Annotated in this window: 14 protein-coding genes; 3 read left to right on the forward strand and 11 right to left on the reverse strand. The window is 70.1% G+C overall.

Annotated elements, in window-relative coordinates; all coding sequences use genetic code 11:
* Positions 1 to 198 precede the first annotated feature (198 nt).
* Positions 199 to 1,425, forward strand: coding sequence for a S8 family peptidase (locus tag HKK74_RS00990; RefSeq protein WP_187241000.1), 1,227 nt, complete (start codon positions 199 to 201; stop codon positions 1,423 to 1,425).
* 69 nt (positions 1,426 to 1,494) lie between these two features.
* On the opposite strand, the gene HKK74_RS00995 is transcribed toward HKK74_RS00990, so the two are convergent.
* Positions 1,495 to 2,850 (reverse strand): pentapeptide repeat-containing protein, encoded by a 1,356-nt coding sequence (locus HKK74_RS00995; protein WP_187241001.1) that lies wholly within the window; start codon positions 2,848 to 2,850, stop codon positions 1,495 to 1,497.
* A gap of 183 nt (positions 2,851 to 3,033) precedes the next feature.
* Between HKK74_RS00995 and HKK74_RS01000 the strand changes: the two genes are divergently transcribed.
* Positions 3,034 to 3,717, forward strand: coding sequence for a Uma2 family endonuclease (locus HKK74_RS01000; RefSeq protein WP_187241002.1), 684 nt, complete (start codon positions 3,034 to 3,036; stop codon positions 3,715 to 3,717).
* On the opposite strand, the gene dapB is transcribed toward HKK74_RS01000, so the two are convergent.
* The gene (gene dapB / locus HKK74_RS01005) at positions 3,714 to 4,457 is read right to left on the reverse strand and encodes a 4-hydroxy-tetrahydrodipicolinate reductase (RefSeq protein ID WP_187241003.1); all 744 of its coding nucleotides are present in this window, start codon (positions 4,455 to 4,457) and stop codon (positions 3,714 to 3,716) included. The two genes, HKK74_RS01000 and dapB, sit on opposite strands and share 4 nt — an antisense overlap.
* Before the next feature lie 184 nt (positions 4,458 to 4,641).
* Between dapB and HKK74_RS01010 the strand changes: the two genes are divergently transcribed.
* On the forward strand, positions 4,642 to 5,712 hold the full coding sequence (locus tag HKK74_RS01010) for a Fic family protein (protein ID WP_187241004.1): 1,071 nt from the start codon (positions 4,642 to 4,644) through the stop codon (positions 5,710 to 5,712).
* A gap of 112 nt (positions 5,713 to 5,824) precedes the next feature.
* Here HKK74_RS01010 and HKK74_RS01015 read toward each other — a convergent pair whose 3' ends face one another.
* The 9 genes from HKK74_RS01015 to infB all read right to left on the reverse strand — a co-directional run bounded on the left by HKK74_RS01015 (position 5,825) and on the right by infB (position 17,050).
* Positions 5,825 to 7,159 (reverse strand): M16 family metallopeptidase, encoded by a 1,335-nt coding sequence (locus HKK74_RS01015; protein ID WP_187241005.1) that lies wholly within the window; start codon positions 7,157 to 7,159, stop codon positions 5,825 to 5,827.
* Positions 7,156 to 9,537 carry a polyribonucleotide nucleotidyltransferase gene (locus HKK74_RS01020; RefSeq protein ID WP_312881152.1) on the reverse strand — a complete coding sequence of 794 codons (2,382 nt, stop codon included), beginning with the start codon at positions 9,535 to 9,537 and terminating at the stop codon, positions 7,156 to 7,158. Before HKK74_RS01020 ends, HKK74_RS01015 begins: the two co-directional genes overlap by 4 nt.
* A gap of 263 nt (positions 9,538 to 9,800) precedes the next feature.
* Positions 9,801 to 10,070, reverse strand: a complete 270-nt coding sequence (gene rpsO / locus HKK74_RS01025) for a 30S ribosomal protein S15 (RefSeq protein WP_187238931.1) — start codon at positions 10,068 to 10,070, stop codon at positions 9,801 to 9,803.
* 149 nt (positions 10,071 to 10,219) lie between these two features.
* A complete protein-coding gene (locus HKK74_RS01030; protein ID WP_187241007.1) occupies positions 10,220 to 11,161 on the reverse strand; it encodes a bifunctional riboflavin kinase/FAD synthetase in 942 nt (313 codons plus the stop codon).
* Between the two features lie 77 nt (positions 11,162 to 11,238).
* Entirely contained in the window at positions 11,239 to 11,901 is a 663-nt protein-coding gene (gene trhA / locus HKK74_RS01035) for a PAQR family membrane homeostasis protein TrhA (protein ID WP_187241008.1), read from the reverse strand.
* A gap of 140 nt (positions 11,902 to 12,041) precedes the next feature.
* Positions 12,042 to 12,908, reverse strand: coding sequence for a tRNA pseudouridine(55) synthase TruB (gene truB, locus HKK74_RS01040; protein WP_187241009.1), 867 nt, complete (start codon positions 12,906 to 12,908; stop codon positions 12,042 to 12,044).
* A gap of 32 nt (positions 12,909 to 12,940) precedes the next feature.
* On the reverse strand, positions 12,941 to 13,426 hold the full coding sequence (gene rbfA / locus HKK74_RS01045; protein ID WP_187241010.1) for a 30S ribosome-binding factor RbfA: 486 nt from the start codon (positions 13,424 to 13,426) through the stop codon (positions 12,941 to 12,943).
* 84 nt (positions 13,427 to 13,510) lie between these two features.
* Entirely contained in the window at positions 13,511 to 13,807 is a 297-nt protein-coding gene (locus tag HKK74_RS01050) for a DUF503 domain-containing protein (protein WP_187241011.1), read from the reverse strand.
* A 141-nt stretch (positions 13,808 to 13,948) separates the two neighbouring features.
* Positions 13,949 to 17,050, reverse strand: coding sequence for a translation initiation factor IF-2 (gene infB / locus HKK74_RS01055; RefSeq protein ID WP_187241012.1), 3,102 nt, complete (start codon positions 17,048 to 17,050; stop codon positions 13,949 to 13,951).
* Positions 17,051 to 17,126 lie beyond the last annotated feature (76 nt).

Genomic DNA, 17,126 nt, shown 5'->3' on the forward strand with positions numbered 1-17,126 from the left:
CGGTGGTCAGGCGGCCGCGGCGGTGAGACCGCCACATCCTGGCTCATTTCACGGCGGCGCGTCACCGGCGAACCATGCCAAAGATGTGACCGGTAAGCAATAAGTCCTCTCCCTTGGTAATCAAGCCTATTTGCCCTGTGATCGATCATGGCTGACTCACCACCAAAGGTGCAGTCACACAAGTGGTCCGGAGGACTCATGACCCACCCCCCGCTGTCCAGACTCTCGACGTGGGTGCGCCGAGGCGTCGCCATCGGCGCCGCCGCGGCACTGGCTCTCACCTGGGCGGGACCCGCCCAAGCCGCGGACGGAAGCATCCGTTCCCCGGGCGACGCCGAGTACGTGCCGGGAAGCTTCATCGTCGTCCTCAAGGACGCCTCCGCCTCCCGGGCCGTGGTCGGCTCGGACGCGCGGTCGCTCACCGCCCGCCACGGCGGCGCCCTTGAACGGACGTTTGGCGCGGCGCTGCGCGGCTTCGCTGTCAAGTCCACGGAGGCGCAGGCCCGCCGGCTCGCGGGCGACTCCCGGGTGGCGTTCGTGCAACGCAACCTCATCCACCGCGCCAATGCCGTACAGCCGAACCCGCCGTCGTGGGGCCTGGACCGCGTCGACCAGCGGAACCTGCCGCTGAACCAGTCCTACGAGTACTCGACCACCGCCGCGGGCGTACGCGCCTACGTGATCGACACGGGCATCCGTACCACGCACTCCGACTTCGGCGGCCGGGCCTCCATCGGCTTCGACGCCGTGGGCGACGGCCAGAACGGGCAGGACTGCAACGGCCACGGCACGCACGTGGCCGGCACCGTCGGCGGCGGCGCCTTCGGCGTCGCGAAGGGCGTCGGCCTGGTCGGGGTACGAGTGCTCAACTGCGAGGGCTCCGGCACAACGGCCCAGGTCGCCGCCGGCATCGACTGGGTCACCGCCAACGCGCAGAAGCCGGCCGTTGCGAACATGAGCCTCGGCGGTGGGGCCGACACCGCGCTCGACAATGCCGTTGTGCGATCCATCGGCTCCGGCGTCTCGTACGCCATCGCCGCAGGCAACGGGCTGTTCGGACTGTTCCCCCAGAACGCCTGCAGCACCTCCCCCGCGCGCGTTCCTGCCGCCATCACCGTCTCGGTCACCGACAACACCGACACCAAGGCGTCATGGGGCAACTACGGCACCTGCGTCGACATCTTCGCCCCCGGAATCGACATCACCTCGGCGTGGAACACCAATGACACCGCGACCAACACGATCAGCGGCACGTCGATGTCCACTCCGCACGTCGCCGGAGCCGCCGCCCTGTATCTCGCCGGGCACCCGAACGCGACGCCGCAGCAGGTCCGCGACGCCCTCGTGAACAACGCCACCACCGGCGTCGTCAAGAGCCCCGGCAGCGGGTCCCCCAACAAGCTGCTCTACACCCCCGGCCTCTGACCGGATACGGCCCGGTCACCTACGCCGGTGACCGGGCCGTACGGCCCTCGCTCCGATCGCCGTACGCGGTCAGCGCCTGACGCGGCCGCGTACGGCCAGCAGGGCAAGGCCGAAGAGCAGCGGCCCGGTGAAGCGCAGGACCAGTTCGATCCACTCGCCCGCGGGAGTCAGACCCTGCTCGGGACCGCGCAGAAGTGACGTCGCGGCGCGCAGGCTGAAGCGCAGCGAGTCGAAGTAGGTCATGTCCGCGGCCGGCGGGTAGCCCCAGGCGCCGAACGCCGCGGCCGCCACGGCGATCACCACGGCCAGCGCGGCGAACGCCCGCGAGGCGCGCAACCCGTAGCCGGAGACCGCCCAGTACAGCCACAGCAGCAGGTGCTCGCCCCGCGCGGCGACCCACCCCGGCCACCACCGGTCCCTGCGCCGGGTGCGCGCGAGCAGGAACTGCCCGAGCCTGCGCATCTCCATCTCGCCGTAGTAGAAGTCGCCGGCTCCGACCTCGTCCCCGGCGTCGACGCACCCCTTGCGCAGGGCACGGTAGGCCTGCTCGACCTCGCTCGCGCTCTCGGGCGCCGCCGCCGGCGGAAGATCGGCGGGCGGTGCCCAGCGACGTCGGCCGAGCCGCGGGGCCTGCGGCCAGGTCCCCCGCAGGAGATGCTCGTCCCAGATGATGGAGCGGCGCGCGGTGAAGAGACGCGGTGGCGCGACGTCGAAGGTGCTGTACCCCTCGATCCGCATCCGGTCGAGGTTGTGCACGCCCGCCAGCCTGCACCGCCAGAGCCTCGTGTACGACAGCGTGAGCTCACCGGTGTCGGTGCCGGTGAGCGACATGACCTGTGGCCAGTCGTCCCGGTCGTCGGGGTCCTGGGTCCCGATGAACGAGGCGCCACCCAGCTCGGTGTCGGTGAAGAAGACCCGGGCGCCGTGCGCGAGGAGGCGGACACCGGACGGGAACCGGGCGCGCTCACAGCCGACCTCTTCGGTCCGCACGTCGATGCGCACCCGCCGATGGCAGGTCGCGTGGGTGAAGTCGACGGATCGCGCGGAGAGCGGGCCCAGCATGCTGGTGTTCTCGAAGACCGCGCGGCGGAACCCGAGCGGCCCGTCGACGACGGCGTCCTCGATCAGCGGCCCGTCGGCGAAGACCGCGCCGTTGAAGGTGGCCGCCCCCACGATCCGCACGCCGCGGAAGTTGGCGAAGCCCTCGAAGACGGCCTGGTAGAAGTCGGCCTCGCCCTCGAACACCGCGCCGGTGAAGAAGACCCGGCCGGTGAACACCGCACCCGAGAAGTCGGCCTTGCCGTGGAAGACTGCGCCGCCGAAGTCGGTACGGTCCGGGAACACCGTCCCCCGGAAGTCGACGTCGGTGAACTCCTGGCCGGAGAAATCGCCATCAGGATGCGTCTCGGGGTCTCGGGGGGACATCCGGGAACGCTAGAACGCGACCCGAGGCGCGGGCAAGGCCGCCGGCACACGGCCTGCCTCGACGCCCGGATTTTCCGGCGGCGCACGGCTCGAGTCCACGGGAGGATGAGCCGTTCTCGGTACGCTGGGCGCATACCAGCCCTACGATGACCGGAGCTGATCGTGAGGGAGGAGTCACAGCCTGTGAGCATCGCCGCAGTGGCCCATCACCACCACGCGCTGCCGGACACGCCGCACAACCTGTGGGTTCGCGGTGAACTGGCTCGCCATCTCCACCTCCCCGACGACGGCTCCAGGGTCGAGGTCATCGGAGGGGAGATCGTCGTGTCGCCAGGGCCGACCGTCGGTCACAACGGCATCGTGCAGGACGTGGCCGACAGTGTGGTCGCATGCCGAATCAATGATCCGACCTTCCCGTGGAGATGCGTGCAGACGACCGACCTGAACCTCAGCGATATCCGTGACGGCTACGTGCCCGACCTCATCGTCGCGGACGTGAAGGTCCTGGCGGACGCCCGCCGGGAAGAGGCTCCTCATTTGCTCCCCCACCAGGTGGGACTCGTCATGGAGGTCACCTCGCGGTGGAACGCGGGGGACGACCGGCAGCCATCACTCAGGCGCACCACGGCGACCAAGTGGAACGGTTACGCGCAGGTCGAGATCCCGTACTACCTGCTGGTCGACCGCGATCCCATCCGCGCCCAGATCATCCTCTTCGCCAAGCCCGACCGCACCGCCGGCGTTTACGCACATGTGCAGTCGTGGGAGTTCGGCGAGACGGTTCGCCTGCCGGAGCCGTTCGGCGTGACGATCGAGACCGACGGCCGGGAACCCTGGCGGGCCGGTCGGCCTGCCCGCCCCGCCTAGTCCAGGCCGAGCAGCGGCTCGATGCCGACGGTCAGCCGATCCGGCAGACCGGCCACATTGCGCACGCCGAGCAGCACACCGGGCATGAACGACTCCCGCGTCATCGAGTCGTGCCGGATCGTGAGCGTCTCACCGTGCCCGCCGAGCAGGACCTCCTGATGGGCGATCAGCCCAGCCAGCCGCACGGCGTGCACCCGCACACCATTGACGTCGGCGCCCCGGGCGCCGGCCAGCTCGGACGTCGTCGCGTCGGGCGAGCGACCCGCGCCCGCCTTGCCGCGCGCCTCGGCGACCAGCTCGGCGGTACGGAAGGCGGTACCGCTCGGCGCGTCGGCCTTGTTCGGGTGGTGCAGCTCGACGATCTCAACCGAGTCGAAGAAGGGGGCGGCCTTCTGCGCGAAGTGCATCATCAGCACGGCGCCGATCCCGAAGTTGGCACCGATGAGCACGTTGCCGCCGTCGTGTGCGGCGAGCCACCCGCGTACGGTGTCGAGCCGATCCGGTCCGAAGCCGGAGGTGCCCACGACGGCGTGCAGCCCATGCTCGACGCACCAGCGCAGGTTGTCCATGACGACGTCGGGGTGGGTGAAGTCGACCACCACGTCGGCCGAGGTCAGCGGTGCGCGATCGTCGCCCTCGTCGATCTCCGCGACGAGCTCGGTGTCGTCGGCGGCGCGCACGGCCCGGCACACCTCCGCACCCATCCGTCCCTTCGCGCCCAGCACCCCGACCTTGATCACTTTTATCTCCCGTTCCCTCTGGCGCGGATGAGCCTATCGCGACGGGCGCGCCGGCTCCGGCGAGCGGTCTGCGGTGTCACATGCCGCGGATCGCGATGCGGCAGAGGCCAATCCCGTAACCCAAGCGCTAAACTACATAAGTCGGCTACAGATTATTTAGTTTAGCGGCTCCTTGGAGGATTCCGTGCGGAGCTTCATCGATCTCGACCGCACGATCGGCCGGGTGCCCTCCCGGGTCGTGACGATGCTGAGCGCGGTCGATGTGGGCCGTGGCAGCGAAGCCCTGTATCGCGACCAGATGCCGGGGCTGCTCGAGTCGCTGGCGCAGTACGCCCGGGTCGCGAGCGTCATGACCTCGTCGGCCATCGAAGGCGTGATCGTGTCCGACGCCACCCGCGCCGAGGGGATCATCGGGGGCCGCGTCCAAATCCTGCGGAACAGGAACGAGAAGGAGCTCGCCGGATACCGGGACGCGCTCGACTATCTGCTGCGCGAGGACTGGGGGCCGCTCAACACCGGTCTCCTGCTGCACCTTCACCGGCTCCTGTTCGCTCATACCGCCTCCGGCGGGGGGAGCTTCAAGACCCACGACAACCTGGTGGTCGACCGCGCGCCCGACGGAACCTCGACCATCAGGTTCAAGCCCGTCTCAGCCGCCGACACCGGCTTCCACGTCCAGGAGCTGATCGAGCACTACCGTGACGCGATCGAAAGGCGGGAACATCATCCCGTCCTGCTGATCGGGCTCTTCGTCCTGGACCTCCTGGTGATCCACCCCTTCGAGGACGGCAACGGGAGGGTCGCCCGCGCCGTGACCAACGCGCTCCTCAGCGACGCGGGCTACGACGTGGTGCGCTATGTCAGCCTCGAGCAGGCGATCGCCGAATCGGTCGACGCCTACTACCAGGCGCTGTTGGACTCCACGCACGGATGGCATACCGGCCGGTCGGACCCGTGGCCGTGGCTGGGCTACTTTGTCGAGAGGCTGGCGGCGGCGTACGCCACCTTCGCCCGGCGGGCGGCGGCCGGGCGCAGCGATGGCACCAAGCAGGACCGGGTGCGGGAGTACGTGCTGCAGCATGCTCCCGCCGTGTTCCGGGTCTCGGACATCCGTGCGGCTCTGCCGGGCATCAGCGACCCGACCATCAGGATGGTGCTGGCCAGGCTGCGGGAGGACGGCGCGGTCGCCGCGGAGGGCACCGGCCGGTCGGCCGCGTGGCACCGCACACCGAACACTGAAGCACCGAACCGCTGAACCGCTGAAGCACCGAACGGCTGAAGCGCTGAACGAGCCGCCGGACGAGCTGACCGAGTTCTCGATCAGCTCGTCCGGCGGCTGTCAGCGAGCGGTTGTACGAGAGCGGCGGTCAGAGAGTGAACTCGCGGTCCTCGAAGGGGCCGATGACGGTGAGGGTCATCGGTTTGGCGAGCACATCGGCGGCCACCGCGCGGATGTCGTCGAGCGTGACCGCGTCGATCTTGCCGAGCACGTCGTCGACGGACAGCAACTGGTCGTAGACCAGCTCGCTCTTGCCGATCCGGCTCATCCGCGAACCGGTGTCCTCGAGGCTCAGCACCATCGAACCGCGCGCCTGACCCTTGCCCCGGGCGAGCTCTTCCTCGGTGATGCCGTGCTCGGCCGCCTCGACCACCTGGTCGCGGCAGATCGCGAGGACGTCCTCGACCTTGCCCGGCTGGCAGCCCGCGTAGACGCCGAACGTGCCGGTGTCGGCGTACTGCGAGGTGTAGCTGTAGACCGAGTAGGCCAGGCCGCGCTTCTCCCGGACCTCCTGGAACAGCCGGGACGACATCCCACCGCCGAGCGCGGCGTTGAGCACGCCGAGCGCGAAGCGGCGTTCGTCGGTACGGGCGAGGCCGGCACCGCCGAGCACGAGATGCGCCTGCTCGGTGTCGCGGGGGACGACCCGTACACCCGGGCTGGTGGAGGCACCCTCGCCGCCGATCCTCGGCAGGCTGGGCAGGCCGTCACCGGCGAGCCTGCCCGCTCGGGAGAAGGCGTCGGCGACGAGCCCGACCAGCTCGTCGTGGTCGAGATTGCCGGCGGCCGCGACGACGAGGTTCGGCGCCAGATAGCGCTCCTCGTAGTAGCGGGCGATGCGGTCCCGGCCCAGCGAGTTGATCGACTCGATGGTGCCGAGAATCGGCCGGCCGAGTGGCGCGTCGCCGTACAGCGCGATGGCGAACTCGTCGTGGACGAGGTCGCTGGGATCGTCGTCGCGCATGGCGATCTCTTCGAGGATCACGCCGCGCTCGGCCTCGACGTCCTCGGCCTTGATCAGGGAGGACGTCACCATGTCGGAGACGACGTCGACCGCCAGTGGCAGATCGCTGTCGAGCACCCGCGCGTAGTAGCAGGTGTACTCCTTGGCCGTGAAGGCGTTGAGGTCCCCTCCGACCGCGTCGAGTTCGGCCGAGATCTGCAGGGCGGACCGGCGCGGTGTGCCCTTGAACAGCAGGTGCTCGAGGTAGTGGCTGGAGCCGGCGTCGGCGAGCGCCTCATCGCGGGAGCCCACGCCCACCCAGATACCGAAGGCGGCGGACCGCACGGTCGGCATGGTCTCGGTCACAATGCGCAGCCCGCCGGGCAGCACCGTGCGCCGAACCACCCCGGCGCCGTCCGCGCCGGGGTGGATCGTGTGTGTCGTGTCGGGCCGCTGGGCCCGAGCGGTGAGCAGGCTCACGAGTTGCGCTGGCCCCCGTCACGCGAGCCGTCGCGACCACCCCGAGTGCGCCGGCGGCGTTCGCCGCCGCCACGCTCACCACGGTCGGAGGAGGCGCGGTCGGCGGAATCTTGGTCGGACGAGTCGCGCTCGGCCGGGCCGCCGTCGCCGGAGGCGCTCTCGGCACCGGCCGGGGCGCCGCCCTCGGCGGCCTCGCGCTCGATCACCTCAACCGGCACGAGCGACAGCTTGCCGCGCTGGTCGATCTCGGTGACCTCGACCTGGATCTTCTCGCCGACCTTGATGAAGTCGTCGACGTTCTCGATCCGCACCCCGCCGTGCAGCTTGCGCAGCTGCGAGACGTGCAGCAGGCCGTCCTTGCCGGGCAGCAGCGACACGAAGGCGCCGAACGTGGTGGTCTTGACCACCGTGCCGAGGAAGCGCTCGCCGGGCTCGGGCATGTGCGGGTTGGCGATCGAGTTGATCGCCTGCCGCGCGGCCTCGGCCGACGGGCCGTCGGTGGCACCGACGTAGATCGTGCCGTCGTCCTCGATGGTGATCTCGGCGCCGGTGTCGTCCTGGATCGAGTTGATCATCTTGCCCTTGGGGCCGATGACCTCGCCGATCTTGTCGACCGGGACCTTGATGGTGATGATCCGCGGCGCGTTCGGGCTCATCTCGCCCGGTGCCTCGATGGCCTCCTGCATCACGTCGAGGATGGCCAGCCGCGCGCCCTTGGCCTGCTTGAGCGCGGCACTGAGCACCGACGCGGGAATGCCGTCGAGCTTGGTGTCGAGCTGCAGGGCGGTGATGACGTCCTTGGTGCCGGCGACCTTGAAGTCCATGTCGCCGAAAGCGTCCTCGGCACCGAGGATGTCGGTGAGGGTGACGTACTCGCCGCCCTCGTGGATCAGGCCCATCGCGATGCCGGCGACCATCTCCTTGAGCGGGACGCCCGCGTCGAGGAGCGACATGGTCGACGCGCAGACCGAGCCCATCGACGTGGAGCCGTTGGAGCTGAGCGCCTCCGACACCTGCCGGATGGCGTACGGGAACTCCTCGCGGGTCGGCAGCACCGGGATCAGCGCCCGCTCGGCGAGCGCCCCGTGGCCGATCTCGCGCCGCTTCGGTGAACCGACGCGGCCGGTCTCGCCGGTGGAGTACGGCGGGAAGTTGTAGTTGTGCATGTAGCGCTTGGTGCGCTCGGGGTTGAGCGTGTCGATCATCTGCTCCATGCGGAGCATGTTGAGGGTCGTCACGCCCAGGATCTGGGTCTCACCGCGCTCGAACAGCGCCGAGCCGTGCACCCGGGGCACCACGTGCGCCTCGGCGGCCAGCTGGCGGATGTCCTTCGGGCCGCGGCTGTCGATGCGGACGCCGTCTCGAATGACCCGCTCGCGGACCAGCTTCTTGGTCAACGCGCGGAACGCCGCGGAGATCTCCTTCTCGCGGCCCTCGAACTCGGCCCCGACCTTGTCCACCGCGCTCGCCTTGATGGCGTCCAGCCGCGCTTCGCGCTCCTGCTTTCCGGCGATCGCGAGAGCCTGCGCGAGCTCGTCGTTCACCGCCGCCGTGACCGCCTCGAGGATGTCGTCCTGGTAGTCCAGGAAGACGGGGTACTCGGCGGTCTCCTTGGCGGCGCGGGCGGCGAGATCGCTCTGCGCCTGGCACAGGGTCTTGATGAACGGCTTGGCCGCGTCGAGGCCCTCGGCGATCGTCTCCTCGGTCGGCGCGACGGCGCCTTCGGCGACGAGCTTGAGGGTGTCCCTGGTGGACTCGGCCTCGACCATCATGATCGCGACGTCGCCGTCCTCGATCACCCGGCCGGCGACCACCATGTCGAAGGTGGCGCGCTCGAGCTCGGAGTGGGTCGGGAAGCCCACCCACTGGCCGTCGATCAGCGCGACGCGAACGCCGCCGATCGGGCCGGAGAACGGCAGCCCGGCGAGCTGCGTCGACATCGACGCCGCGTTGATCGCGACCACGTCGTACAGGTGGTCGGGGTTGAGCGCCATGATCGTCTCGACGACCTGGATCTCGTTGCGCAGTCCCTTGGCGAACGAGGGGCGCAGCGGCCGGTCGATGAGGCGGCAGGTGAGGATCGCGTCCTCGGACGGCCTGCCCTCACGGCGGAAGAAGGAACCGGGAATCCGCCCGGCGGCGTACATGCGCTCCTCGACGTCGACCGTCAGCGGGAAGAAGTCCAGATTGTCCTTGGGCTTCTTCGACGCGGTCGTGGCCGAGAGGACCATGGTGTCGTCATCGAGATAGGCGACGGCCGAGCCGGCCGCCTGGCGGGCCAGCCGGCCCGTCTCGAAGCGGATCGTGCGAGTCCCGAACGAGCCGTTGTCGATCACGGCTTCTGAGCTCTGCGCTCCATCTACGCGCACAGCATCCACGGGGAAACCTCCTCTGGTTTCGTGGGTCCCCGCGGTCGTTTCCCCGTCTGCGGCGTTTGCTTCTCGAGAAGTGCCGGTCTTCGATCGAAGCTCTCGGCTCATGCGGGGCATGACCCGGAAGCCACTACCGAGGACCGGCCCTCGACGCGCCGGGTCGGCGCCCGCGGGCTGTCATGTTCAGTTGTGGTACGCACCGCGAGAGGGTGCGCACCGGGCGATACGAGGCGAGGGAGTGACTCCCTGAGTCACTCCCCCGTCGATCGCTAGCGGCGCAGGCCGAGTCGCTCGATCAGCTGCCGGTAGCGGCTGATCTCCTTGTCCTGCAGATACTTGAGCAGCCGGCGCCGACGGCCGACCAGCAGCAGCAGCCCGCGGCGGCTGTGGTGGTCGTGCTTGTGGGTCTTGAGGTGCTCCGTCAGGTCGTTGATCCGACGGGTCAGCAGCGCGACCTGGACCTCCGGTGATCCGGTGTCACCCTCACTGGTCGCGTATTCGGCGATGATCTGGTTCTTAACGGCGGTGTCGAGCGACACGGGGCTCCTTCATAGGTCGTCACCCGCAGATCCCGGCTTCGTGTGCAGCGCACGGGTCCGCATGATGCGTTGTCGATTGGTCGCCGCATGAGGGTGCAGCAAACCGGCCGGGTCTTGCTCCCGGCGACTACCCACCGTACCACGCTGGGTCAGTAACGTGTGATTTCACGAGACCGCCCGACGTCACGGTGCATCTCCTCGATCAACGCCTCGATCGAGTCGAACTTCAGGGTGTCGCGGATCCTGGCGACGAAGTCCACCGCGACGCGCTCACCGTAGAGATCGAGGTCGTCCCTGTCCAGCGCGTGGGCCTCGACGGTGCGCTCCTGCCCCTCGAAGGTGGGGTTGGTGCCGATCGAGATCGCCGCGGGCCACCGGGCGCCGGGGTACCGGTCCGAGTCGCAGACCAGCCACCCCGCGTAGACGCCGTCGCTCGGGATGGCCGTGTGCGTGAGGGTCTCGAGGTTGGCGGTGGGAAAGCCGAGCGCCCGGCCCCGTTGGTGGCCCCGGACCACCACGCCCTCGACACGGTGCGGCCGGCCGAGCGCCTCGGCGGCCCCCGCTACGTCGCCGGCGGACAGCCGCTCCCTGATGTACGAGGAGGAGATGGTCTCTCCGTTGGTCACTAGCGGAACGCCCTGAGCGGTGAATTCGTACTTCTCCCCGAGTTCCCGGAGCAGGGCCACGTCGCCCTTGGCCTTGTGCCCGAACCGGAAGTTCTCCCCCACGATCACGTGGGCCGCGTGGAGCCTGTCGACGAGGACCGACTGAACGAACTCGTCGGGCCCGATCCGCGACAACTCGAGCGTGAACGGCAGCACCATCACCGCGTCGGTGCCGAGGCCCGCGAGCAGTTCCGCGCGCCGCCTGGGCGAGCAGAGCAGCGGCGGATGCGTGCCCGGCCGCACGACCTCGTCGGGATGGGGATCGAATGTGATCACCACGGACGGCAGCCCACGACCCTTCGCCAGTTCGACGGCGCCGCCGACGATGTGCTGGTGACCTCGGTGCACACCATCGAATACCCCGATCGTGACCACCGACCTGCCCCAGCCGGGAGGGACCTCATGGAGGCCGTACCAGCGCCGCAACTGCTCGCTCCTCTCATGAGCCGCCGCCCCAAGCCTGCCATGTGGAACGGGTGCTCATGACATCGGGCCCGATAACGTCATCCCGCCTGATGGACGACCAGCGACACGGCCACGTACTGCGCCACGTAGGCGGCCAGCGTGCACGCGTGGAAGACCTCGTGGAAGCCGAACCATCGCGGTGAGGGGTCCGGGCGGCGCAGCGCGTAGACGACGCCCCCGGCGCTGTAGAGGGCGCCGCCCACGATGACGAGCACGGTCGCCGCCACGCCGGCACCGGAGACGAACTGCGGCATCACGAAGACCGCCACCCAGCCGAGGCCGATGTAGAACGAGGTGTAGAGCCAGCGGGGCGCGCCGAGCCAGATCACCCGGAACACCACGCCGGCGAGCGCGCCGGACCAGACCGCCGACAGCACCACCGCCCGGGTGGCTCCGTCGAGCGCGAGCACGGCGAACGGCGTGTAGGTCCCGGCGATGATCAGATAGATATTGGCGTGGTCGAGGCGGCGGAGCACCTCGACCACGGGGCCGGAGGAGCGGCCGCGGTGGTAGATGCCCGAGACGCCGAAGAGCAGTGCCGAGGTCAGGGCGTAGACGACGGCCGAGAGCCGTGACTGCAGGGTGGGGCCCAGCGCGACGAGCGCGAATCCCGCGACCACGACCGCAGGGAAGGCGCCCATGTGCAGCCATCCGCGCAGTCGCGGCTTCGCTTGCCGGCGCTCCAGTGCTCCTGTGGTCATGCGCGGCACCTCCTTGATCAACACAACCTACGATAGCGTAGGTTACGCAACCGTAGGTTTAAATCGACCGTGACCCGGCTCACCTCGCGGCGCGCACGGTGCTCCCCGGCACCGGCCTCGACGAGAGAGGGCGGCGCTCGCTAGACGAAGACGGCCAGCGGCTTGGCCACCGACCCGGTCTCCTCGACCAGCGCCAGCAGCGTGCCGTCGGGTGCGAAGACGCCGATCGGACCCGGCCCGAGACCCGCGGCGGGCAGCCTGCCGCCGTGCGCGATCCGCCGGGCGTCGTCCGGGGACACGTCCCGCCGGGGGAACGCGACCGAGACCGCCTCGCCCATCGGCAGCACCTCGAACTCCTCGGTGAGCCGCTCGACCGTGCGGGCCATGCCCAGGCCGTACGGCCCCACCCGGGTGCGGCGCAGTGCGGTCAGGTGACCACCCGTGCCGAGGGACCGGCCGAGGTCACGGGCGAGCGACCGGATGTAGGTGCCGCTGGAGCAGGTGATGGACGCGTCGACGTCGACGAGGTCGCCGTGGCGCCGCACATCGCTCACCGCGAACTCTCGCACCGTCACCGGACGGGCCCGAAGGGCGACCTCTTCGCCGGCCCGGGCCATCTTGTACGCCCGCTTGCCGTCGACCTTGATCGCGCTCACCTGGGGAGGCACCTGCTGGATCTCCCCGGTGAGCGCGGCGATGCCCTCGCGCAGCGCGTCGTCGCCGACCGCACCGGCGGAGCCGGAGGCGACGATCTCGCCCTCGGCGTCGTCGGTGTCGGTCGACTGTCCCAGCCTGATCGTCGCGTCGTAGACCTTCTCGGTCAGTGCCAGGTGGCCCAGCAGCCGGGTGGCCTTGTCCACCCCGATGACCAGGACACCGGTGGCCATCGGGTCGAGCGTCCCGGCATGCCCGACCCGGCGGGTGCCGGCCAGCCGCCGGAGCTTGGCGACCACATCATGCGAGGTCCAGCCGGCCGGCTTGTCCACGACCACGAGTCCGGAGTTCACGTCGTCCCTCGTCACTCGTTATCGATCACTCGTCACCTGTCGCGATCGTCCTGGGCGGGTTCCCGGGCCGGCTCCTCATCGTGATGGTCGTCGTGGTCCTCGTCGGCGGCGACGCGGTAGGGATTGGCCTCTCCCGCCGGCCGGGCGCCCTCGGCGGCCCGGGCGACCCTCTCATCGCTCGCCCGCGCCTTGGCCAGCAGGTCGTCGATGTGCTTGGCGTTCTCCAGCAGATCGTCGGCGACGAACTCGAGCGTCGGCGTGTGCCGCAGCCCGGTCTGCCTGCCCACCTCGGAGCGGATCACGCCTTTCGCGCTCTCCAGGGCGGCGGCGGTGTCGGCGCGCTCACCGGTGGAGCCGTAGACCGTGTAGAACACGGTCGCGTCCCGCAGGTCGCCCGTGATGCGCGCGTCGGTCACGGTGACGAATCCGAGCCGCGGGTCCTTGATCCGCCGCTCCAGCATCTCCGCGACGATCTGCTGAATACGATCGGCGAGTTTGCGGGCCCGAGCGGGGTCCATGGCACGCTCCTTTGCTGTGAGCGCCGCGTCAGCGGTGCTCTGTATCGTCCGCGCCGCCGTCCCGGCCATCGGGGCGGCGGCGGCTCAATCCTCGTCGTTGAAAAGCCGGTGCCGCGCGGAGAGCAGATCTATCTCGGGACGCCCGGCGACGAGGCGTTCACAGGCATGCAGCACCTCGTCGCAGTTGGCGGCCTCCGCGGACACCACCGCCACTCCGATCTCGGCCCGGCGGTGTAGATCTTGGTTGCCCGTCTCGGCGACGGCCACACCGGGGAATCTGCGCTGAACCTCGGCCACGATGGGCCGGATCACCGAGCGCTTCTGTTTCAACGACCGTACGTCCCCGAGCAACAGGTCGAGTGTCAACGCACCCACGAACACCTAAGTGATCACCTCGGTACTAGCGATCCCGCCAGGACGGCCTCCTGGCGGCCCTTCCCCGCGGCCATGGCCCCGGATGAGCGCACGACCACAAGGCCGGGGGGCCCTGCGGTCGTGCGCTCGAACTCGGCGCGGAACACCTCAGTCGCGAGGCTTCTCCCGCATCTCGTACGTCTCGATGACGTCACCGAGCTTGATGTCGTTGTAACCGACACCGATACCGCACTCGAAGCCCTCGCGGACCTCGGTGGCGTCCTCCTTGAACCGGCGCAGCGACGACACCGTGAGCTCCTGGGCCACGACGATCCCGTCCCGGACCAGGCGCGCCTTGCTGTTGCGCTTGATCGTGCCGGACAGGACCATCGAACCGGCGACGTTGCCGATCCGCGGCACCTTGAAGATCTCGCGGACCTCGGCGGTGCCGAGCTGGGCCTCCTCGTACTCCGGCTTCAGCATGCCCTTGAGGGCCAGCTCGACCTCTTCGATCGCCTGGTAGATGACCGAGTAGTACCGGATGTCGACGCCCTCGCGGTCGGCGAGCTCGGACGCGTTGCGCTCAGGCCGCACGTTGAACCCGATGATGACCGTGCCCTTCGAGGTCAGCGCGAGGTTGACGTCGTCCTGGGTGATCGCGCCGACACCTCGGCGGATGACCCTCAGGTTGACCTCGTCGCCAACGTCGATCTTGAGCAGCGAGTCCTCGAGGGCCTCGACGGAACCGGACACGTCGCCCTTGATGATGAGCAGCAGTTCCTGGAGCTCCCCCTTCTTGAGGTCCTCCAGCATCTCCTCGAGCGTCAGCTTGGGCCGGCTCTTGAGCAGCTCCGCGTTGCGCTTGCGCGACGCGCGCCGGTCGGCGATCTGACGAGCCACCCGGTCGTCGTCGACGACCAGGAAGTTGTCACCCGCGCCGGGCACCGCCGTGAGCCCGAGCACCTGCACCGGACGGGACGGCAGCGCCACTTCGACGTTGTTGCCGTTCTCGTCGAGCATGGCCCGCACGCGGCCGAAGGCCCCACCACAGACGATGGAGTCGCCGACCTGCAGCGTGCCGCGCTGGACCAGCACGGTCGCCACGGAGCCGCGGCCCCGGTCGAGGTGCGCCTCGATCGCGACGCCCTGGGCGTCCTGGTCGGGGTTGGCCCGCAGGTCGAGCTCGGCGTCGGCGGTAAGGACGACCGCCTCGAGCAGCCCGTCGAGGTTCAGCCCCTGCTTGGCCGACACGTCGACGAACAGGGTCTGCCCGCCGAACTCCTCGGCGACCAGGCCGTACTCGGTGAGCTGGGCCCGCACCCGCTGCGGGTCCGCGCCCTCCTTGTCGACCTTGTTGACCGCGACCACGATCGGCACTCCCGCCGCCGTGGCGTGGTCGATCGCCTCGGTGGTCTGCGGCTTCACCCCATCGTCGGCGGCGACCACCAGCACGACCAGGTCGGTCGTCTCGGCACCACGGGCACGCATGGCGGTGAACGCCTCGTGACCCGGGGTGTCGATGAAGGTGATCTTGCGCTCCTGGCCGTCGACCTGGGTCCCGACCTGGTAGGCGCCGATGTGCTGGGTGATGCCGCCGGCCTCGCCGGCCACCACGTTGGCGTTGCGGATGGCGTCGAGCAGCTTGGTCTTTCCATGGTCGACGTGACCCATGATGGTGACCACCGGAGGACGCGACTGGAGGCGTTCCTCGCCGCCCTCGTCCTCGCCGTACTCGATGTCGAAGGACTCGAGCAGCTCGCGGTCCTCGTCCTCGGGACTGACGACCTGGACGTTGAAGTCCAGTTCCTCACCGAGCAGCTGCAGGGTCTCCTCGTTGACCGACTGCGTCGCGGTGACCATCTCGCCGAGGTGCAGCATGATCTGCACGAGCGACGCCGGGTTGGCGCCGATCTTCTCGGCGAAGTCGGTCAGCGAGGCGCCCTGGGGCAACCGAACGACCCTGCCGTTCCCGCGCGGAGCCTGGACGCCGCCGATCGCGGGCGCCTGCATGTTGTCGAATTCTTGACGCCGCTGCTTCTTCGACTTGCGGCCACGTGCCGGACGTCCGCCGGGACGCCCGAAGGCGCCCTGCGTGCCGCCACGACCACGACCGCCGCCACCGGGGCGCGGGCCGCCGAAGCCGCCGCCACCGCCGGGACGACCGCCACCGCCACCACCGGCACCGGTGCGCGGACCGCCGAAGCCGCCGCCGCCACCGGGACGACCGCCACCGCCACCACCGCCACCGGGACGACCGCCACCGCCACCGCCGCCACCGGGACGACCGCCACCGCCACCGCCACCGGGGCCGCCACGACCGCCACCGGGGCCGCCACGGCCACCGCCACCGCCGGGACCACCGCCGCCCGGGCCGGGGCGCGAGGAGGGCATGTTCATCGGGCTGGGACGCGGCCCACCTGGCCGGGGTGGCATCGCACCCGGATTCGGCCGTGGGCCACCCGCGCCCGGGCCGCTCGGCCGCGCACCGGACGGCCGGTCGCCACGAGGCGGCCGGTCACCGGACGGTCGGTCGGTCCGCGGCGGTCCGGACGGACGCGGCGCGGCCGGCTTGGCCGAACCCATACCGGTGTTGGTGGAGCTGAAAGGATTGTTGCCCGGCCGTGGGCCGGTCGGCCGCCGGTCCCCGCCTCCCCCTTGCTTGGGGCCCGGACGCGGGCCCGGCTTGGGGCCACGCTGGTTCGGCCTGGCGGAGCCGGGTGCCGGCGCACCGGAGGCCGGCGCACCGGAACCGGGTGCACCGGACGCGGGACCGCCCGCGCCCTGAGCCGGACCGGCAGGTGCGGCAGGTGCGGCAGGTGCGGCAGGTGCGGCAGGTGCGGCCGGGCCGGGGCGAGGAACCGCCGGCTTCGGAGCCGCGGGACCCGGCCTCGGCGCCGGCGCCTTCGGCGCCGCCGGACGGGTTGCCGCGGCCTGTGACTCGGGGGCACCGCCGTCACCGCTCACCGGAGCCGGAGGCTTGGGCGCCGCGGGCTTGGGCCCGGGAGGCCTCGGAGCCGCGGGCCTCTTCGGAGCGGCAGGCTTGCCGCCGCCCGGCGGGCGCGGACCGGCGCCCGCGCCGGACCTCTCCGCCGACTTGGCGGAGGAGGAAGAATTATTGGAGAACGCTTCTGTGAGCTTACGAACGACCGGCGCCTCTATCGTCGAGGACGCCGAACGAACGAACTCGCCCATTTCTCGGAGCTTGGCCATGACGACCTTGCTCTCAACACCGAACTCTTTGGCGAGTTCGTATACCCGGACCTTCGCCACTGCACTCCCTACTCGGTCCGGGGGGGCGTCCTCCGGACCGTCGCTACCTTGCCGTACTCATCGCGGCGTGCTCATC

The sequence above is a fragment of the Actinomadura alba genome (assembly GCF_014323705.1).
Taxonomy (GTDB): domain Bacteria; phylum Actinomycetota; class Actinomycetes; order Streptosporangiales; family Streptosporangiaceae; genus Actinomadura_C; species Actinomadura_C alba.